A 19,281-nucleotide genomic window follows, 5' to 3' on the forward strand; every position below is an offset into this window, starting at 1 on the left:
ATGCTGGCATATATTTTTCGGCGACTGTTGCTGATCATTCCGACCCTGTTCGGCATTCTGCTGATCAACTTCGTGATCATCCAGGCGGCTCCCGGTGGCCCGGTGGAACAGATGATCGCCAAACTCGAAGGCTTCGAAGGCGCTACCAGCCGCATCGCTGGCGGCGGTGCCGAAGTCTCGGTGGCCGGTTCCAGCTATCGCGGCGCCCAAGGCCTGGACCCGGCGCTGGTCAAGGAAATCGAGCACATGTACGGCTTCGACAAATCGGCGCCGGAACGCTTGTGGATCATGATCAAGAACTACGCCACCCTGGATTTCGGCGACAGCTTCTTCCGCGACGCCAAGGTCATCGATCTGATCAAGGAAAAGATGCCAGTGTCGATCTCCCTCGGGCTCTGGAGCACGCTGATCATGTACCTGGTGTCGATCCCATTGGGGATCGCCAAGGCCACCCGGCACGGCAGCCACTTCGATGTCTGGACCAGTTCGGCGATCATCGTCGGCTACGCGATCCCGGCGTTCCTGTTCGCGATCCTGCTGATCGTGGTGTTTGCCGGCGGCAGTTACCTGGACTGGTTCCCTCTGCGCGGGCTGACCTCGAACAACTTCGGCGAACTGAGCTGGGCCGGCAAGATCCGCGATTACTTCTGGCACATAGCGCTGCCGGTGACAGCGCTGGTGATCGGTAACTTCGCGACCATGACCCTGCTGACCAAAAACAGCTTCCTCGACGAGATCAACAAACAGTATGTCGTCACCGCGAAAGCCAAGGGCCTGACCCGGCACCGCGTGCTCTACGGCCATGTATTTCGCAACGCCATGCTGCTGGTGATCGCCGGTTTCCCCTCGGCCTTCATCGGGATCTTCTTCACCGGCTCGTTGCTGGTGGAAGTGATCTTCTCCCTCGACGGCATGGGCCTGATGAGTTTCGAGGCGGCGATCAACCGTGACTACCCGGTGGTGTTCGGCACCCTGTTCGTCTTCACCCTGCTGGGGCTGGTGGTGAAACTGATTGGCGATCTCACCTACACCCTGGTCGATCCACGCATCGACTTCGAACACCGGGAGCATTGAGATGAACCTGTCCCCTCTCAATCGCCGACGCTTCGAGCTGTTCAAGGCCAACAAGCGCGGCTGGTGGTCGCTGTGGCTGTTTTTGATCCTGTTTGGCGCAAGCCTCGGCGCCGAGCTGATCGCCAACGACAAGCCGCTGGCGGTGCATTACGACGGCCAGTGGTATTTCCCGGCGCTCAAGCGTTACCCGGAAACCACCTTCGGCGGCGAATTCCCGCTGGAAGCCAACTACAAGAGCCCGTACATCCGCGAACTGCTCAAGGCCAAGGACGCCTGGACCTTGTGGGCACCGATCCCGTTCAGTTACCAGAGCATCAACTACGACCTGAAAGTCCCGGCCCCGGCCCCGCCCTCGGCAGACAACCTGCTGGGCACTGACGATCAGGGCCGCGACGTGCTCGCGCGGGTGATTTACGGCTTCCGGGTATCGGTACTGTTTGCCCTGACGCTGACCATTCTGAGCTCGATCGTCGGCGTGATCGCGGGGGCCTTGCAGGGCTTTTATGGCGGCTGGGTCGATCTGGCCGGGCAGCGTTTCCTGGAGATCTGGTCGGGTTTGCCGGTGTTGTACCTGCTGATCATCCTTGCCAGTTTTGTGCAGCCGAACTTCTGGTGGCTGCTGGGGATCATGCTGCTGTTTTCCTGGATGAGCCTGGTGGACGTGGTCCGCGCCGAGTTCCTGCGTGGTCGTAACCTGGAATACGTACGCGCCGCCAGGGCGCTGGGCATGCAGAACGGCGCGATCATGTTCCGCCACATCCTGCCCAATGCCATGGTCTCGACCATGACCTTCATGCCGTTCATCCTCACCGGTGCCATCGGCACCCTGACCGCGCTGGATTTCCTTGGCTTCGGCCTGCCGGCAGGCAGTGCATCGCTGGGTGAATTGGTGGCTCAGGGCAAATCCAACCTGCAAGCGCCGTGGCTGGGCATGAGCGCCTTTGCGGTGCTGGCGGTGATGTTGAGTTTGCTGGTGTTTATCGGCGAGTCCGCTCGCGATGCCTTCGACCCGAGGAAGTGAAATGAATCAGGATAATCTGATCGAAGTGCGCAACCTCTCTGTCGAGTTTGTGGTCGGCGAGCACGTACAACGGGTGGTTGAAGGCGTCAGTTTCGACATCAAGCGCGGTGAAACCCTGGCGCTGGTCGGTGAAAGCGGTTCGGGCAAATCGGTGACGGCGCACTCGATCCTGCGCCTGCTGCCCTACCCTTTGGCGCGGCACCCCACCGGCACCATCAACTACTCCGGGCATGACCTGCTGTCGCTGAAAGAGAAAACCATCCGGCACATTCGTGGCAACCGGATCGCGATGATCTTTCAGGAGCCGATGACCTCGCTCAACCCGCTGCACTCGATCGAGAAACAGATCAACGAAGTGCTGGGCATCCACAAAGGCCTGACCGGCAAGGTCGCGACCAAACGCACCCTGGAGCTGCTGGAGCTGGTGGGCATTCCCGAACCGCACAAACGGCTCAAGGCCCTGCCCCACGAATTGTCCGGCGGCCAGCGCCAGCGTGTGATGATCGCCATGGCCCTGGCCAACGAACCTGAATTGCTGATCGCCGACGAACCGACCACTGCGCTGGACGTGACTGTTCAGCTGAAAATCCTCGAATTGCTCAAGGAGTTACAGGCCCGCCTGGGCATGGCCTTACTGCTGATCAGTCACGATTTGAACCTGGTCCAAAGAATTGCACATCGTGTATGTGTCATGCAGCGCGGTTGCATCGTCGAACAGGCGTCATGCGAGGAGTTGTTCCGCGCACCACAGCATCCTTACACTCGAGAGCTGCTGGCGGCAGAGCCTCGCGGCAACCCGGCGACCAATGTCATCGGCCCGCCATTGCTGCAAGTCGAAGACCTGAAAGTCTGGTTCCCGATCAAAAAAGGCTTTTTGCGGCACACCGTCGATTACGTCAAAGCGGTGGACGGAATTAACTTCAGCCTGCCTCAGGGCCAGACTCTGGGCATCGTCGGCGAGAGTGGTTCGGGCAAGTCCACGCTGGGTCTGGCGATTTTGCGGTTGATTGCCAGCAAAGGTGCGATCCGTTTTGAAGGCAAGCAGCTAGACTGCCTGTCGCAGCAACAGGTAAGGCCGCTACGGCGGGAAATGCAGGTGGTCTTCCAGGATCCTTACGGCAGCCTGAGCCCGCGGATGTGCGTGAGCGAGATCGTCGGCGAAGGCCTGCGGATACACAAGATCGGCACGCAGGCTGAACAGGAACAAGCGATTATCGCGGCACTCAAGGAAGTAGGTCTGGACCCGGAAACCCGGCACCGCTACCCCCATGAATTTTCCGGCGGGCAACGGCAGAGAATCGCCATTGCCCGAGCCCTGGTGCTAAAACCGGCGTTGATTTTGCTGGACGAGCCGACCTCGGCTCTGGACCGCACCGTGCAACGCCAAGTGGTTGAACTGCTGCGCTCACTGCAAAGCAAGTACAACCTGACGTATCTGTTTATCAGCCATGACCTGGCTGTGGTGAAAGCGCTGAGCCACCAGTTAATGGTGGTCAAGCATGGCCAAGTGGTCGAACAAGGTGATGCGCAAGGTATCTTTGCCGCACCGCAACATCCCTATACACAGCAGTTGCTGGAGGCCGCTTTCCTGGCCCCGGCAACAGCCGAATAACCTGAAAGAGGAGCAACACATGGGTTTTCTCGCCGGTAAGCGCGTACTGATCGTCGGTGTCGCCAGCAAGCTGTCCATCGCATCCGGCATCGCTGCCGCCATGCATCGCGAGGGCGCTGAGCTTGCCTTCACTTATCAGAACGACAAACTCAAGGGTCGTGTCGAAGAGTTCGCACAAGGCTGGGGTTCGAGCCCTGAGCTGTGCTTCCCGTGCGATGTGGCCAGCGATGAAGAAATCGCCAAGGTTTTCGAAGAACTGAGCAAGAAGTGGGATGGCCTGGACGTGATCGTTCACTCCGTCGGCTTCGCTCCTGGCGACCAGCTGGACGGCGACTTCACCGAAGCCACCACCCGTGACGGTTTCCGCATCGCTCACGACATCAGCGCCTACAGCTTCGTGGCCCTGGCCAAAGCTGGCCGCGAGATGATGAAAGGCCGCAACGGCAGCCTGCTGACCTTGTCGTACCTGGGTGCCGAGCGCACCATGCCGAACTACAACGTGATGGGCATGGCCAAGGCTTCCCTGGAAGCTGGCGTACGTTACCTGGCCGGCTCCCTGGGCCCGGAAGGCACCCGCGTCAACGCTGTATCGGCTGGCCCGATCCGCACTTTGGCTGCATCCGGCATCAAGAACTTCCGCAAAATGCTGGCCGCCAACGAAGCGCAAACCCCGCTGCGTCGCAACGTCACCATCGACGAAGTCGGCAACGCTGGCGCCTTCCTGTGCTCGGATCTGGCGTCCGGCATCAGCGGCGAAATCATGTACGTGGACGGCGGCTTCAACACCACCGCCATGGGCAACATCGAAGAGTAATCTTCGCGCTTTAACAAGAAACCCGCCGATTGGCGGGTTTTTTTGCATGCAATTTCAGGGCTGGCGCAATTCAATGTGGGAGCGGGCTTGCTCGCGAAGACGGTGTACGACGCGACGAATATATCGTTCCAGATGACGCTTTCGCGAGCAAGCCCGCTCCCACAGGGATGTGTGTTCAACCTTCGATCTGCGTCAGACATCGGGCAAACAACTGCTGGATCGGTTGTGTACGCTGACTGTAGCGCTGTAGCAGAACGATCTCCCGATAGAACGTCAGTTCGCCTAGCGAGATGATCCTGACTTTCGCCCCATGCTCAAGCCAGAGCCCGGCCTTAGGAAGTAGAGAGACACCCAGCCCACACTCGACCATTTTCACAATCGCCTCCAGCTCATCGAGCTCCAGCGCGACCCGCACCTCAATCTGCTGCTCACGCAGAAAGCGCGTCACCAGACGTCCACCGAACGAGTTGCGGTCATAACGCACATGCGGATGCGTGCTAAGCAATTGCAGCGGGTCTTCGCCCTCAAGCTCCGGCGGCACGATCAACACAAAAGGCTCCTGGCGTATCAGTCGGGCAGACAGCTCTTTGGGCAACTCAAAGGGTGGCTTGATCAGAATCGCCAGATCGAGCTCTCCAGCGTCGACCTGACTCAACAGATTGAGTGACACGCCGGGCACCAGTTTCGGTTCGAGCAGCGGCGCCTGCTGCCGCAAACGCAGCAATGCCTGAGGCAGTAGACCAGTCTGGGCGGTTGCTACTGCGCCAATTCTCAATTCACCGCGAAACTCACTGACGTCGTCGCTGACCGCCATGCGCTGGAAGGTTTCAAGAATCTCCCGTGCCATCGGCAACGCCCGCTGCCCTGCCGCATTGAGAATGGCCTGACGTCCGGTACGGTCGAACAGACGAATACCCAGCGCCTGCTCCAGATTGCGCATTTGCGCGCTGACGGCCGACTGCGTGAGGCCAATGTGCATGCCGGCTGCGGCGAACGTGCCATAGCGAGTCACTGCAATGAAGGTTTTCAGTTCACGCAGCATGAGCGCCTCGATTGATCGATTTTATTTGAGCTGGAGGCAAAAATTATCGTCTTTTAATCAAAAATCACAAGACTAGAATCAGCTCAACTTCCCTGCCTTCGAGGCTTGATCATCATGCGTCTCTCCCCTTTTCATCTGGCCATCCCGGTTTATGACCTCGCCGCAGCGCGGCTTTTCTATGGCCAGGTGTTCGGCCTGGAGGAAGGACGCTCCAGTGAACATTGGGTGGACTTCAACTTTTTCGGCCACCAATTGGTCATTCACGAACACCCGAAAACCGCCACGCAGGAATCCGCCCACACCAATGCCGTGGACGGCCATGACGTGCCGGTTCCACATTTCGGCGTGGTGCTGTCGATGGATGAATGGGAGTCCTTGGCCGAACGACTCACGTCGCTGGGCACGCGCTTTGTGATCGAGCCAGGGATTCGTTTCAAAGGGCTGGTGGGCGAACAGGCGACGATGTTTCTGTTCGACCCGTGTGGTAACGCGCTGGAGTTCAAGGCGTTCAAAGACATCGAGCAGTTGTTCGCCAAGTAACCTTCAGCCCCATACCAGCCTGCGAGTGGATCCCGTCTAGCTCCCCGCCACCGGGCACGGGCCGCCCGCTGCTGCCCACAGCTTGAACTGGGTGACAAAAATATCGTGAGGCACGGGTACCGGCGTCCTGTTGCCGCCGGGACTCCAGCCCCAGAGCACCAGTTTGTCGTCGCTGACATGGCTGATCAGCGCGGCAAAATCACGGTCGCCGTTGCTCGAACGGTCCTTGATCATCTGGCACAGCCGATCAGCCGGCAGACCGATCCAGGCCATTTTGTGTGCAGCCGTTGGCAAGCCCCAATGCGGTGCACCGGGTGGCGCGTGAGGGCCGTAGCTGGCGGGCGGGTTAGTGTCGGCGTGGCAGGTTGCACACGGCAGACCCGCCGAACCCTTACCGTCCGTACCGCGAACCACGTTCATGCCATGCGGTTTGCCGGCATCGAACTGCAAGGGCGAGTCACCGGGGATATGGCAGTTCTGGCAGCGCGGGCTCTGGAACACCTTCTGCACCGTGGCAAACGCCGCCAGTGCGGCTTGATCGTCGGCAAACAGATCCGAAGTGTAGCCGCCACCCTCGAGCAACAGCAGCGCGCCCAGAAACAGGTGTCGCCTCATCTCAAACCCCCGCCAGTTGCAAGGGCAGTTCACGCAAGCGTTGCCCGGTCAGGGCAAACACCGCATTGGCCACCGCCGGAGCCGTCGGTGGCACCCCGGTCTCGCCGATGCCGCCCGGTTTGTCGGTGCTGGGCACAATGTGCACCTCGACCACCGGCATTTCATTCAGACGCAACACCTGAAAGTCGTGGTAATTGGACTGCACTACCTGCCCGTCCTTGAAGGTCAGCTTGCTGTGCAAGGCGAACCCCAGGCCAAAGGTGATGCCCGATTCCATCTGCGCGGCGATGCTCGCCGGGTTCACCGCAATCCCGCAATCGACCGCACAGACCACCCGGTGCACGCGAATCTTCAGGTTGTCCTGAGACACCTCGGCAACCTGTGCAACGTAACTGCCGAAAGACTCATGCACCGCCACGCCCAACGCGTGCCCCGCAGGCAACGGCGCCTTCCAGTTGGCCTTCTCCACCGCCAGGTTCAACACCCCCAGATGTCGCGGATGCTCCTTGAGCAAGGTCCGCCGGTACTCCACCGGATCCTTGCCGGCCGCCGTGGCCAGTTCATCGATCAATGACTCGACGACAAACGCCGTGTGAGTGTGCCCCACCGAGCGCATCCAGAGCACACTGATGCCGGTTTTCGGCGAATGCAGATCGACCAGATGGTTGGCCAGGCGCTTGATGTACGGGCTGTCGGCCACGCCTTCGACCGAGGTGGCATCGACGCCGTTCTTGACCATCGTCGCTTCGAATGAAGTACCCGCCATGATCGATTGCCCGACCAGTACGTGCTGCCAGGCCTGGGGCATGCCTTTGGCGTCCAGGCCAATGCGCGCCTTATGGAGGAACGCCGAGCGGTAGTAACCACCGCGTATATCGTCCTCCCGCGACCAGACGGTTTTCACTGGCGCGCCAGCGGCTTTGGCGACTTGCACCGCTTCACTGACAAAGTCCGAGGTCGGATTGGCTCGACGGCCAAAACCACCCCCGAGGAATTCGGTATGAATCTCGACCTGCTCGGGTTTGAGCCCGGTGATTTTCGCCGCGACCATTTGGTCCAGTGTCTGGAATTGGGTGCCAGTCCAGATCTCGCACTTGTCCGGGGTAATTTTTACCGTGCAGTTGAGCGGCTCCATCGGTGCATGAGCCAGGTAGGGAACGCTGTATTCAACATCAATGGTCTTCACCGCCTTGCTCAACGCAGCACTGATGTCGCCCGCCTGGCTGGCCGGGGTACCGGGGATCGCAGCGAGTTTGCGGAAGGTTTGCAGCAAGGCGTCACTGTCGAGCCCGGCGTTGGGCCCAAGATCCCAGTCGATTTTCAGCGCATCGCGGCCGAGTTTCGCGGCCCAATAGTGATCGGCCACCACCGCTACGCCCGTCGGCACCTGCACGACTTTATGCACGCCCGGCAGTGCCAGTGCCGCCGCGCCGTCGAATGATTTGACGCTGCCACCGAACACCGGCGAGCGCGCGACCATGGCCGTGAGCAGCCCATCGAACTGCACGTCCATGCCAAATTTCGCCTGGCCGGTGATTTTTTCCGGAGTATCCAGGCGTTTGGTCGGTTTGCCGATGATCTTCCAGTCCTTGGCCTCCTTGAGTTTGATCGACGCCGGATCCGGCACCGGCAGCTTGCCGGCGTCATTGGCCAACTCACCGTAAGTGGCCCGCTGATCACCGGCGATCACCACGCCCGGTTCGGTCCGTACTTTAGAGGGCGCGACGTTGAAGCGCTTGGCGGCGGCCTCGATCAACATCAAGCGTGCGGCCGCGCCGGCCTGACGGTAGCGGTCGAACTCCATCCAGGTCGAGGTCGAGCCGCCGGTGATCTGTATTCCACCGAAAGCCGGCAAACCATAATCGGCCGCCGATGCCGGTGCATGCTCGACGCGGATCTTCGTCCAGTCGGCATCCAGTTCTTCGGCAATCAACATGGTCAGGCCGGTCCAGATCCCCTGCCCCATCTCGGAGTGCCCCAAGAGCACGGTCACGCTGCCATCGGGGGCGATGCGCAGAAAAGCGTTGGGTGCGAACACCGCGTCCGGCGTCGACGCAGCCTGCGCGAAGCGATTGCTCCCCGGAATGACGAACGCCACCACCAGACCTGCGCCGAGCACGGCGCTGCTTTTCAGAAAATCACGGCGAGAGGTATCGATCACTGCGCTCATCGTCATGCCTCCTTGATTTCGGCTGCGCGTTTGACCGCCGCACGAATTCGCGGGTAGGTCCCACACCGACAGATATTGCCCGACAGTGCCTGATCGATATCGCTGTCGCTCGGCGACGGGATTTTCGCCAACAAAGCCGCCGCCGACATGATCTGCCCCGACTGACAGTACCCGCATTGCACCACGTCAATCTCAGCCCAGGCGCGTTGCACCGGGTGCGAACCGTCGCTCGACAGGCCTTCGATGGTGAGAATCTTTTGCCCGTTGGCGACAGCCGCCGCCGGAGTAATGCAGGAGCGTAACGGCGCACCGTCGACGTGCACGGTGCAGGCGCCACACTGCGCCATGCCGCAGCCGAACTTGGTGCCGGTCAAATGCGCGACATCGCGCAATACCCACAACAGCGGCATGTCTCCGGGCACTTCCAGGGGTTGGTCTTTGCCATTGATGTTGAACGTCAGCACGGCGATCTCCTCAGGAACTCACGGTGTCCTTTCATGGCGTCACTGTGGCAACGAGTGCCTACGCGCGCCTCGGTTATCCATTCAGCTAAGCGCAATTTTCCCAAGGCCTTGATTTGCGCGACCACCGGTCACAAAAAAGGGCCACTTGCGAGGAAGCAGCCCTGTGTTTCAAACCACCAACCGACCTACACCCTCGGCCCCAGCAAGATCCGGGTGTAGCGCAGCAAAAACAGTGCAAACGCGACGCACCATAACAACGCCGAGATTGCCAACCCATTACTGGTGAACGGCACGACAAAGACCCGACAGATCCCGGCAAGCAGCAACAAGGCAAAGCCCAGCACCGCGGCCTTCGGCGGTTGCAGCAGGCGCCCGGTATGACCGAGACTGACTCGCGCAATCATCGCCAGAACCAACCCGCCAACACCACCGACCGCCAGCGAATGCGTGGCCAGGCTTTGTTGCGGTATCACGCCGAGTTGCCACAACGCCATGGCCAGCGCCGCGATCAGCAGCCAGGCATACGCCAGATACAACGACCAGAGCAGCGGCACGCGCCAGATGCCGCTGTCGTACCAGCGCCACAAGCGAATCAAGTGCAAACCGCTGATCAACAAGTACAACGCCGCCAGCCAAGGCCCTGGAGTGTCGTTGAACCCCGCGCCGATCATCAACGCCGCCAGCAGGCTCGCAATCAACAGCGTTTTGGTTTGCAGTGGTTGCGCCGTTGATCCTTGAGGGCGGCTCAAGCCACGCTGGATGAAGAATGGAATCACCCGCCCACCGATCACGCTCATCAGCGCTGCGACCAGCCATAACGCCGCCAGCACACCGCGACGCTGCAAGGCGATGTCGCCCTGAGCCATGCCCCACAACGTCAGCAACTGACATCCGGCCAACAAGCTGATCATCAGCAGAATCGGGTAGTTCTCGCGTTTACGTGCGGCGATCAGGTCGCGGCCCAGAACCACTACCAACAGCGGCAGAAATGGCACTTGTAACGCCAGTAACCAGGGAGCGGAAAACGGCATCAGCCAGGCCAATCGCGCAACCAGCCACACCAGCAGCAACCCCAGCAGCGGCCAGCCGGACAATCCAGGACGGCCAGTCCAGTTGGACACGGCGGTCAGCAGGAAACCGCCGATGATCGCCGAGGCAAAACCGAACGGCATTTCATGCCTATGCCACGCGAGCATCCCGCCAATCGGTTGCGAGCCGGGCAAATGTCCGTAAAGCCATAAGCCCCAGACCGCCAGCGCGACACAGGCAAAGGCTGCGCCGACAAGGAAGAACGGTCGAAACCCCAGACTCCAGAGTGGTACGTGCTTGATCGATAGCATCTCAGGCCACCGCGCCGACAACACCGACGCCCAGCAAGACAAGCCCGAGGCCAAGCACTTTGCTCGACAGGTGCAGAAGATTTTGAGGGCTGCTGAAAAGCTCGAACATTTTGGCGTACTCCTGAATCGGTTCAGTTGTACGTATTACCTATCAAGTCGCGTGCCAGCTTTTAAAGCCCGATAAAACAGTACCCCGCAGTATTTATAGTCAATATGACTCAAGCACAAATGAGTCTAAATGACACTATTGATTGTCATTATGACTACTTCCGACATCCAGTCTCTTTTGCCTTGTCGATTGACGGTAACTCCAGACGACCATCGGCTGACTACGCTAATAGTCCAGCGTGATCACTCGTAGAGGAAAACCTTCATGTCCCGCATTCAGAAACTTACGCCCTGCCTGTGGTTCGATGATCAGGCCGAAGCTGCCGCGCAGTTCTACTGTTCGGTGTTCGAACACTCGACCATTACCGCTATCACCCACTATGGCAAAGCCGGTTTCGAGTTCCATGGCAGGCCCGAGGGTTCGGTGATGACCGTCAGCTTCGTGCTGGATGGCCAGACGTTTACCGCACTGAATGGCGGCCCGGTGTTTCGCTTCAACGAGGCCATTTCGTTTCAGGTCAACTGTCACACGCAATATGAGGTCGATCACTTCTGGAATGCGCTGTCCGCCGGCGGCGACAAACAGGCCCAGCAATGTGGCTGGCTCAAGGACAAGTTCGGCCTGTCCTGGCAAATCGTGCCCGTCGCGCTGATGGAAATGATGACCGACAGAGACGCCACGAAATCCCAGCGCGCCATGCAGGCGATGTTGCAGATGAAGAAAATCGACATCGCCACACTTGAGCAAGCCTTTAATGGCGAGAGCTAATACACTCCCATACTGGACTGCCAAAGGACGCTTGCAGATGAAACACGCCATTGCCAAAGATGCCGACAAGGCCCCACGCTTCTGGCGCGATGACTCACTGCCCTTCATCGAAGCCCGCTCCATCGCCGACGGCCGCGAAGTCTGCTACGCCCGACATTCCCACGAGCACTTTTCCATCGGCGCGATCACCGCCGGGCGCAGCACCTATATCCATGAACAAGCCACGTTTGAAGTCGGCACCGGCACCGTGGTGCTGATGAACCCCGGCGATGTCCACGCCTGTAACCCGATCGACGATCAGCCGTGGTCTTACCGTATGCTGTATATCGATACGCCGTGGCTGACCGACCTTCAGCATCAACTGGGGTTCAGCGCAGAGCTGGACTTTCGACGTTTCGCCATCACCCACTGCGACGATGCCGGGCTGTTTAGCGGGCTCAATCAGCTGTATGAGGTTCTGCTCGACGAACAACTGGAGACGCTGCAAAAACACAGCGCCGCCGTAGCGTTTTTTACCGAGGTGCAGCTAAAGTTCAATCCGGCGGAACTGACCGTTCGCGAGCCCAACGTCAAGCTGGAACGAGCGGCCGATTACATCCGCGACAACTGCACCCTGTCGCTGAAACTCGAAGACATCTGCGACGCGGCAGATCTGTCGGCGTCGTACCTGATCCGCGCTTTCAAGCAGCATTACGGCATGACGCCCCATGCGTTCCTGGTGAACCGGCGCATCCAGTTCGCCCGCAGCCAACTACGCCGGGGCAAGCTGATTGCTGACGTGGCGCTGGAAGCCGGGTTCTCCGATCAGGCGCATTTTCAGCGAGCGTTCAAACAGCATCTGGCAGCGACGCCAGGGCAGTATCGCGGCTGAAGCCTGACATCTAGGGCAGCAGCAGATAACCCGCGCTGATCGCCAGCAATGACGCCATCAACCGGTTGAACAGCCGCATGCCGCCGGCATTGCTCAGGTGCTGCCGCAGAAAGGTCCCGGCATAGGCCCAGCAGGCTACCGACAGGTAGCAGACCACCAGATACACCGCCGCAAACTGCCAGACCAGCCGCGCCTCGCCGTCGGCGACAAACGCCCCCATCCCCGCGACGCAGGCCAGCCAGGCTTTAGGATTGAGCCACTGCATCAGCGCGCCGTAGAACATCGTCGGCGCCTGCCCTGAATCGCCCGCGCTGAGCCGACCATCGTCAGTGGCGAGTTTCCAGGCCATGAACAGTAGAAACACCACCCCGAACAACTGCACCACCCGAGTCAGCGAAGGCCAGAGCTGCAGTAATTCGTGCAGGCCCAATCCCATCAACACCAACAACAGAACAAAGCCCAGCGTCGCACCCGCTACGTGCCGTTGACTGGCGCGAAAGCCGTACTGCGCGCCCGAACTCAACGCAACGATGTTCACCGGCCCTGGGGTGATCGACGACGCCAACGCAAACGCGGCCATGGAAATGATCAAACTCATTACACACCTTCTTCAATAACTTCGGGACATCCCGGCGCTCAAGGTAGGAGAACGCCGATACGCCTGTATTGAAGAAAAACACCCCGTGCAGCCCTCGACATTTCAGATCGAACGCGTCGGTCACACAGGTGTCATTAATAGTAATGGGATCGCGGCCTCTGACCCTCCACCTCTGAATGGGCAGCGAGTCCAGACAGTGCAGAGTCACCGATATGGATGTGGCAAGTGACCCTCGCGCTACGCCGAAATCATTGCGAAGGAGATCCAACGATGGTGACTCACTATAAGACTGCCGGGCATCTGGCCTGCGGCCGCCATGGCAGCAATCTCACGTCTACGACTGAATTTGCCCGCGTCAAATGCCGTAGCTGCCGTAATACCGATGCGTTCAAGGACGCCCGAAAAGACGCTCGCAACGCTGCACGCCGAGCGGCGCGCAGAGCCAAAGTCGCACATGCTTCGATTGACTGGCGCACGTCCTGGATCAAAAGACTCAGCGACATGCCGGGCCAGCAACGGCTCCCACGGGGATTTAGCGGCCAGCCCTACGTTTAGGGTGGTGAACACACCTTCAGAGGAACGCCGATGGTTGCCATCGGCGTATCCGGTTTGCGAATTACCAAATCAGTCGTGCTGCAACAGCCCCGAACTGTATTCATTGAAGTTGTTGCCGAGCGCGCTGCCACCAAAGCTCATCTTGTTGGTGCCACGGCCGTCGAACTGATGGCAGTCTTCTGAAAAACAGGTGCTGGTGGTCATCACGCCAGAGCAAGCGCTCAACAACAACGTGCCGGCGATCAAAAATGCTTTGACGAGGTTCAACTTCATTTTTCCGTTCCCCTTGGCTGGAAGCGAGACGATGCACGATTCTGGATAACTATCCTACGCCGCCCCACCACCAGAAACATAATGAAACATTACCAGTGAACAGCATGAGTTTAGCTTCTGGAGAAGCGTCATCCATTGACAACCCACCTCCAGTTGGGTAAATCGGTTCACTCTTCCGACTTCAAGAGCTCGCCATGGATATAGCAGCCATCCCGTTCGGCACAACCGACTGGTCGACCATCGAACCCACCGTCCACGCTGGTGAACACGGCAGCGCCTATTGGCGCACCTGCCAATTCGGTGCAATACGCGTGCGAATGGTCGAATATACCGCCGGTTACCTGGCAGACCACTGGTGCTCGAAGGGCCACATCCTGCTGTGCCTTGAAGGCGAACTGCACACCGAACTCGAGGATGGCCGCCAATTTGTGCTTAAACCCGGCATGAGTTATCAGGTGGCGGATAACGCTGAGCCTCACAGGTCCTCGACGGTGACGGGGGCGAAGCTGTTTGTGGTTGATTGACCTCGTCTCGCAGGCTAAAAACAAAAGGGGCGGACTTATTTGAAAAATAAATCCGCCCCCTTCTTTCCTACTCTTGAGACTTAAGCCTGAACCAAATTGGAGATCTTCACGTCCGGATCGACGTCAGCCTCGTAGTCCACCCCTTCGATCCCAAAACCGAACAAACGCAGGAATTCCGCCTTGTAACCGGCAAAATCGGTGAGTTCGTAAAGGTTGTCATTGCTGACCTGATCCCAGAGCTGCTTGACGCGGTCCTGGACTTCAGGCGCCAATTCCTTGTAATCCGCGCGCAGACGCCCTTCTTCATCCATGACGGGAGGATGGCCGAACAAGCTGTCTTTGTAGAGCGCGTAGACCTGCTCGATGCAGCCTTCGTGTGTGCCCTGCTCTTTCATGACCTTGAACAACAAGGACAGATACAGCGGCATGATCGGGATCGCCGAACTGGCCTGGGTCACTACCGCTTTCAATACCGAGACCCGCGCATCGCCGCCCAGATCCGCCAATCGCTCACGAATACTCAGGACTTTCTGATCCAGGTCCTTCTTGGCCGCGCCAATGGAGCCATTCCAGTAAATGTCGTGCGTCAGCTTTTCGCCCAGGTAAGTGAACGCAGTGGTTTTCGCCCCCTCGGCCAGAACGCCCGCTTCGTGCAGGGCGTCGATCCACATCTGCCAGTCTTCGCCACCCATGACTTTGACGGTACCGTCGATTTCTTCCTGGGTCGCTTCGGCCAAGGTGGTCACGTTGACCTCTTCCTTGTCGGTATTCAGGCCGCGCTGGGTAACCGACTTGCCGATCGGCTTGAGCGTCGAGCTGTAGACTTCACCGGTTTTCGGATCGGTACGACGCGGTGCGGCGAGGCTGTAGACCACCAGGTCGATCTTACCCATGTCGCGCTTGATGGTCTCGATGGTCAGGCGCTTGACTTCATCGGAGAACGCATCACCGTTGATGCTCTTGGCGTAGAGGCCTTCTGATTCGGCAAACGAGTGAAAAGCGGCGGTGTTGTACCAACCCGCGGTACCGAGTTTGCCCTCAACACTTTCACGCTCGAAGAACACACCCAGTGTCTTGGCACCGCAACCAAAAGCCGCCGTGATGCGTGCAGCAAGTCCGTAGCCGGTCGATGCACCAAGCACCAGGACATTCTTTGACCCATCGGTGATCTGTCCTTGTGCACGGACATAGTCGATCTGATTCTTGACGTTGGCTTTGCAGCCAGTGGGGTGGGTAGTCACACAAACAAAACCACGAACGCGCGGTTTAACGATCATAAATATCTCCCTCTTCCAAGATGCCGAGAGCCAACACTGGCTATAAAAGTCATAGACGCTGGGAAAACCGAAGCGTCACGGTGGTGGGCCTATTCATCGACCTCACTGCCCGGGCCTATCGCGAATCCAGCGCATACCCTCGATGATTTGAGCAGCTGCTTCCAGTCCGAAATTGGCATTATTCAAAAACAACCTAGCATGGCGCGGTGACATTCTGGACGAACCCGTTTCCATTGCTAGCGTTATCCGTAGAAACACATCAGGTCGTCAGGAGAAGTCCGGTGAGTAAGCCCATGGAAGAGCCTTATGGTAGTAGGCGCAGGACTTATCTGTTCAAAGAGTCGCACCTGAGACCACGGCAACGGGTCCTGCTCCTTGCGCTGATTCTGTTGTTCATCAATGGTGTCGGTCGGTTGTTCATGGTGGAAGTGGTCGGACTTGATGGCGCAATCCTGCAGCTTGTGGTGGTACTCGCCGCTTTCGCCACGGTGATCTGTGGCGCCCCACTCATCATGTTTCTGAGCCTGGGCTGGTTTACCCGCTACAGCGAATTCCAGAACAGCTTGAAGGGTGGCGCTCTGGCTGCCTATCTGCAACGCTTCTGGTCGCCCAGTCTCATCCATTCGCTTCAGGACGAAGGAAAGCTGAGCCAGAACGGTTCAGTGGATGATTGGAGAGCATGCTCCGACAAGAACCCGGAACTGTGCGAGCGTTTGTTTGCGCGGATCTACCATGAGCAATATGGATTGGTGCCGTTTATTGTGCCGTTCATCATTCTGTTGTTGGTGGCTTATGCCGCGGCAGCCTTGGTCGCCTCCAACTATGTCATCCCGAACTGCGACCACACGCTTCAAGTGGCTTGCGTGTATAAGCTTGGGATTCCACTGCTGGTTAGCTCCCTGGCGGGTGCTTTCATGTTTGTCGTCAGCGACTCCGTCCTCAGTATCCGACGCAAGTCACTGAACATTTCCGATGTGTATTGGTACTCCCTGCGCCTGTTTCTATCCATTCCTCTCGCATTGGTGATCGCGAATGCCGGCGGTGGAGATGGCCCACATATCGTCACCGCCTTTGCTTTGGGTACCTTGCCGGTAGATCCACTCATGAAGATCGTGCGAAGAATGGGCTTTCCCCAACTCACCGACCAGGACAAGCGGGACGGCAGTTCAGACAAGTTGCTTGTCCTTGAAGGCGTGACACTACCTGTGGTTGCGACGCTGGAGTCAGAGGGCATTAACTCAATCGAGCAGGTTGCCGCGGCTGATCCGGTATTGCTCTCAATCCGCACCGGATTCCCCTTCAGGTTCACATTGCGTTTGGGCTCTCAGGCCATCGTGCGGCGCCATCTGGGGGAAAACGCGGCCAGGCTACTTCCGGTGGGGCTTGCAGATGTCGTCCCTATTTACCTGCTGGTACGGGCACTCGATACCCCAGCAGTGCCAACCGAAGACTCCGCCGAAAAGTACGACGGACCGTTCCCGCGGATTGAGACACCCGATCTGATCGTCCAGAACGCAGCCATCCGCCTGTTCCCCGATGACAATGACATGCAGCGTCAGGCCATCACCCGAATGAAATTTCGTCAAATTGCAGCCGAAGAATATACGGTGATGCTGGCACGGATAACGCCACCAGATACCGGGTTATAACGGCAGGACGAGCGTCATTTACGCGCCAACTTATACCTGACGCACTCTTCATAGAAGCTCTGCCGGACAGCCTCGGGCTTGAACCGCGATTTGCTGTCGTAGGTTTGCTCGGTAATGCCCAAGGCCATCATTCGCATCCACCCCTTGCTGAACTTGTAAGCCTGTATCTTCTGGCGAGCGGCATACAGTGAGATCCCCGACAGCTTGAGCTCCTGGGCTCTTGCGGCGGTACCCGCCCCCCAGCTGCACATAAACCGATCATTGGGCATCAGCTCTTTGGCCTGGACAGAGACTGCAACGCTCGCCAGTACAAACGAGATCAGCATGATCAATAGATTCCGCATTTGCATTCCGCCTAACCACCTGAAAATAAAGTGATTTTGGCGATAACTTTGAGGTTTCGGGGCCAGCAAAATGCCTTCTATCCGGCTTTGCGGAGATGACTTTTGATGAGGTACGGATTATTGCGGCTGAAATGTCTGAAGGTAGGCCAACAGGTTTTCGATCTTTTCCGGATCGCTGATACCCCAAAAAATCATGCGGGTCCCGGGGACTACTTTTTTTGGAGCTTCGATGTAGGCGGCCAGCGTTTCGCGGGTCCAGACAACGCCTGATGATTTCATCGAGGAAGAGTACTGGTAGTCCGTCGTACTTCCAGCATGGCGTCCAAAAATGGCATTGAGCTGCGGACCAAAAGAACCCCGTGCCGAACCCCCGACTTGATGGCAGCCGCCGCATATTCGGTTAAATAGTTTCTCACCCGCTTCAGCATCGCCGGCCGCTTCTGCTTGCGTACTGAATACTCCTGTATTGAGCATTAAGGCGAAGGTTAGTACTGCGGCTTTCTGCATGTTCTGCTCCAGATCAGGTGTTGCTTACAGCTTTGAAGAACTACAGCTTGCTCTGTGGCCGCTATCACCAGGATTTACGGTCCACGAGGGGGCATGAAACCCTATGAATTGAGGGTTCATTCCTGCGTTCGATCAAGTGCTGAGCGGCACGGCGGCCCATTTCGTAATACGGGAGTTGCACGGTACTCAGCGGTGGGTAGAACAACTCGGCAACGCCGATCATATTGTCGTAGCCAAGTACGGCCACCTCGGCGGGAATGCGCAGACCGCGACTGAGCAGGTATTGATAAGCGACCAACGCAATGCGATCGTTGCCACAAATAAGCAGATCGAAGGTCGGCTTTCCATCCGACTCGCGCAATTGCTGTTCCAGCGCTACAACCGTTTCCTCATAGGCGTCATCGGTCGACAGGTTGTATTGGGGAACACTGTTCAGGGGTACACCGGACTCTGCGAGGGCGCGAACCAATCCTTGCTGGCGCAACTCCCAGGCGAGACTGCTTTGCGGCAGGTTGATGCACAACGGATGCCGGTAGCCACGCTTCAGCGCCTGCCGTACGGCTTGGTACTGACCGTCTTCGTCATCGGGTACGTAACAGGCCACGCCTGGCTCTGAACTCATGCAGTTGCTGAGTACCAGCGGCAGGCTGCGGAGCACCTGGGGAATCTCGACGGTACGAAGCTGCATGGCACTGAAGATGATCCCGTCGGGCTGATGCGACAGCATCAGGTCGATGGTTTGCTGACTCGGCGGAGCCTCGAACACGTTGAGAATAAAGACGTTCCAGCCGTTTTCTCGTGCGGTGCGCTCCATTGAAAGCAGCATTTCTACGGCGAAGGGGGTTGTCGCGGTATCAAGCGCAAAGACTCCAATGGTCTTGCCACTGGAGTGACCGCCACGGATCTTGCGCGCAGAAAGGCTGGGAACGTATCCCAGGGCCTCGACCGCTTGACGAACTTTCGTCAGAGTTTCCTGATTCAGTTTTTCCGGGGTGTTGAGCGCCCTGGAAACGGTCATGAAGGAAACCCCCGCCAGCCGTGCGACATCTTTAACTGAAGCCATTCGCGGGTGCCATTGCTTGTCTGGCCGGGCATCATGTCATGCTTGGTAAAA

The 19,281-nt window shown here is 58.4% G+C and carries 21 protein-coding genes; 10 read left to right on the top strand and 11 right to left on the bottom strand.

The window, feature by feature from the left end:
• From ACIPIN_RS02785 to fabI, 4 genes are read left to right on the top strand one after another with little or no spacing between them, the layout of a single operon-like run.
• Nucleotides 1-1,074 carry a microcin C ABC transporter permease YejB gene (locus tag ACIPIN_RS02785; RefSeq protein WP_401114972.1) on the top strand — a complete coding sequence of 358 codons (1,074 nt, stop codon included), beginning with the start codon at nt 1-3 and terminating at the stop codon, nt 1,072-1,074.
• 1 nt (nt 1,075) lies between these two features.
• A complete protein-coding gene (locus tag ACIPIN_RS02790; protein ID WP_401114975.1) occupies nt 1,076-2,095 on the top strand; it encodes an ABC transporter permease in 1,020 nt (339 codons plus the stop codon).
• Nucleotide 2,096: 1 nt separating this feature from the next.
• Nucleotides 2,097-3,707, top strand: a complete 1,611-nt coding sequence (locus ACIPIN_RS02795) for an ABC transporter ATP-binding protein (protein WP_401114978.1) — start codon at nt 2,097-2,099, stop codon at nt 3,705-3,707.
• A 19-nt stretch (nt 3,708-3,726) separates the two neighbouring features.
• Complete coding sequence (gene fabI / locus ACIPIN_RS02800) at nt 3,727-4,521, top strand: enoyl-ACP reductase FabI (protein WP_262116463.1); 795 nt, start codon at nt 3,727-3,729, stop codon at nt 4,519-4,521.
• 175 nt (nt 4,522-4,696) lie between these two features.
• Here the strand turns inward: fabI and ACIPIN_RS02805 are convergent, their stop codons facing one another.
• Nucleotides 4,697-5,563, bottom strand: coding sequence for a LysR family transcriptional regulator (locus ACIPIN_RS02805; RefSeq protein WP_401114982.1), 867 nt, complete (start codon nt 5,561-5,563; stop codon nt 4,697-4,699).
• A gap of 114 nt (nt 5,564-5,677) precedes the next feature.
• On the opposite strand from ACIPIN_RS02805, the gene ACIPIN_RS02810 reads away from it, so the two are divergent.
• On the top strand, nt 5,678-6,103 hold the full coding sequence (locus ACIPIN_RS02810; protein WP_401114985.1) for a VOC family protein: 426 nt from the start codon (nt 5,678-5,680) through the stop codon (nt 6,101-6,103).
• A 36-nt stretch (nt 6,104-6,139) separates the two neighbouring features.
• On the opposite strand, the gene ACIPIN_RS02815 is transcribed toward ACIPIN_RS02810, so the two are convergent.
• The 4 genes from ACIPIN_RS02815 to ACIPIN_RS02830 form a co-directional block, all read right to left on the bottom strand.
• Complete coding sequence (locus ACIPIN_RS02815) at nt 6,140-6,718, bottom strand: hypothetical protein (protein WP_401114988.1); 579 nt, start codon at nt 6,716-6,718, stop codon at nt 6,140-6,142.
• Between the two features lies 1 nt (nt 6,719).
• Nucleotides 6,720-8,888, bottom strand: a complete 2,169-nt coding sequence (locus ACIPIN_RS02820; RefSeq protein ID WP_401114991.1) for a molybdopterin cofactor-binding domain-containing protein — start codon at nt 8,886-8,888, stop codon at nt 6,720-6,722.
• 2 nt (nt 8,889-8,890) lie between these two features.
• The gene (locus ACIPIN_RS02825) at nt 8,891-9,352 is read right to left on the bottom strand and encodes a (2Fe-2S)-binding protein (protein ID WP_401114994.1); all 462 of its coding nucleotides are present in this window, start codon (nt 9,350-9,352) and stop codon (nt 8,891-8,893) included.
• Nucleotides 9,353-9,537: 185 nt separating this feature from the next.
• Complete coding sequence (locus tag ACIPIN_RS02830) at nt 9,538-10,692, bottom strand: NnrS family protein (RefSeq protein WP_401114997.1); 1,155 nt, start codon at nt 10,690-10,692, stop codon at nt 9,538-9,540.
• Nucleotides 10,693-11,065: 373 nt separating this feature from the next.
• Here ACIPIN_RS02830 and ACIPIN_RS02835 point away from each other — a divergent pair, with 373 nt between their 5' ends.
• Both ACIPIN_RS02835 and ACIPIN_RS02840 read left to right on the top strand, forming a co-directional pair.
• Nucleotides 11,066-11,569 carry a VOC family protein gene (locus tag ACIPIN_RS02835; protein WP_401115000.1) on the top strand — a complete coding sequence of 168 codons (504 nt, stop codon included), beginning with the start codon at nt 11,066-11,068 and terminating at the stop codon, nt 11,567-11,569.
• Nucleotides 11,570-11,606: 37 nt separating this feature from the next.
• On the top strand, nt 11,607-12,440 hold the full coding sequence (locus ACIPIN_RS02840) for an AraC family transcriptional regulator (protein ID WP_401115003.1): 834 nt from the start codon (nt 11,607-11,609) through the stop codon (nt 12,438-12,440).
• Between the two features lie 10 nt (nt 12,441-12,450).
• Here the strand turns inward: ACIPIN_RS02840 and ACIPIN_RS02845 are convergent, their stop codons facing one another.
• Nucleotides 12,451-13,038 carry a LysE family translocator gene (locus ACIPIN_RS02845; RefSeq protein WP_401115006.1) on the bottom strand — a complete coding sequence of 196 codons (588 nt, stop codon included), beginning with the start codon at nt 13,036-13,038 and terminating at the stop codon, nt 12,451-12,453.
• Nucleotides 13,039-13,308: 270 nt separating this feature from the next.
• On the opposite strand from ACIPIN_RS02845, the gene ACIPIN_RS02850 reads away from it, so the two are divergent.
• Nucleotides 13,309-13,593, top strand: coding sequence for a hypothetical protein (locus tag ACIPIN_RS02850; protein ID WP_071550403.1), 285 nt, complete (start codon nt 13,309-13,311; stop codon nt 13,591-13,593).
• Between the two features lie 69 nt (nt 13,594-13,662).
• On the opposite strand, the gene ACIPIN_RS02855 is transcribed toward ACIPIN_RS02850, so the two are convergent.
• A complete protein-coding gene (locus tag ACIPIN_RS02855) occupies nt 13,663-13,866 on the bottom strand; it encodes a hypothetical protein (RefSeq protein ID WP_401115009.1) in 204 nt (67 codons plus the stop codon).
• A 194-nt stretch (nt 13,867-14,060) separates the two neighbouring features.
• Here ACIPIN_RS02855 and ACIPIN_RS02860 point away from each other — a divergent pair, with 194 nt between their 5' ends.
• On the top strand, nt 14,061-14,390 hold the full coding sequence (locus ACIPIN_RS02860; protein WP_401115012.1) for a DHCW motif cupin fold protein: 330 nt from the start codon (nt 14,061-14,063) through the stop codon (nt 14,388-14,390).
• An 80-nt stretch (nt 14,391-14,470) separates the two neighbouring features.
• Here ACIPIN_RS02860 and fabV read toward each other — a convergent pair whose 3' ends face one another.
• Nucleotides 14,471-15,667 carry an enoyl-ACP reductase FabV gene (gene fabV, locus ACIPIN_RS02865; RefSeq protein ID WP_401115015.1) on the bottom strand — a complete coding sequence of 399 codons (1,197 nt, stop codon included), beginning with the start codon at nt 15,665-15,667 and terminating at the stop codon, nt 14,471-14,473.
• A gap of 293 nt (nt 15,668-15,960) precedes the next feature.
• On the opposite strand from fabV, the gene ACIPIN_RS02870 reads away from it, so the two are divergent.
• A complete protein-coding gene (locus ACIPIN_RS02870) occupies nt 15,961-17,316 on the top strand; it encodes a hypothetical protein (protein WP_401115018.1) in 1,356 nt (451 codons plus the stop codon).
• Nucleotides 17,317-17,330: 14 nt separating this feature from the next.
• On the opposite strand, the gene ACIPIN_RS02875 is transcribed toward ACIPIN_RS02870, so the two are convergent.
• The 3 genes from ACIPIN_RS02875 to ACIPIN_RS02885 all read right to left on the bottom strand — a co-directional run bounded on the left by ACIPIN_RS02875 (nt 17,331) and on the right by ACIPIN_RS02885 (nt 19,230).
• Nucleotides 17,331-17,660 (bottom strand): hypothetical protein, encoded by a 330-nt coding sequence (locus ACIPIN_RS02875; RefSeq protein WP_401115021.1) that lies wholly within the window; start codon nt 17,658-17,660, stop codon nt 17,331-17,333.
• 117 nt (nt 17,661-17,777) lie between these two features.
• Nucleotides 17,778-18,167, bottom strand: coding sequence for a c-type cytochrome (locus ACIPIN_RS02880; protein WP_401115024.1), 390 nt, complete (start codon nt 18,165-18,167; stop codon nt 17,778-17,780).
• Between the two features lie 64 nt (nt 18,168-18,231).
• On the bottom strand, nt 18,232-19,230 hold the full coding sequence (locus tag ACIPIN_RS02885; RefSeq protein ID WP_401115027.1) for a LacI family DNA-binding transcriptional regulator: 999 nt from the start codon (nt 19,228-19,230) through the stop codon (nt 18,232-18,234).
• Nucleotides 19,231-19,281 lie beyond the last annotated feature (51 nt).

The organism is Pseudomonas sp. NPDC087697, assembly GCF_044743155.1.
Lineage (GTDB): Bacteria > Pseudomonadota > Gammaproteobacteria > Pseudomonadales > Pseudomonadaceae > Aquipseudomonas.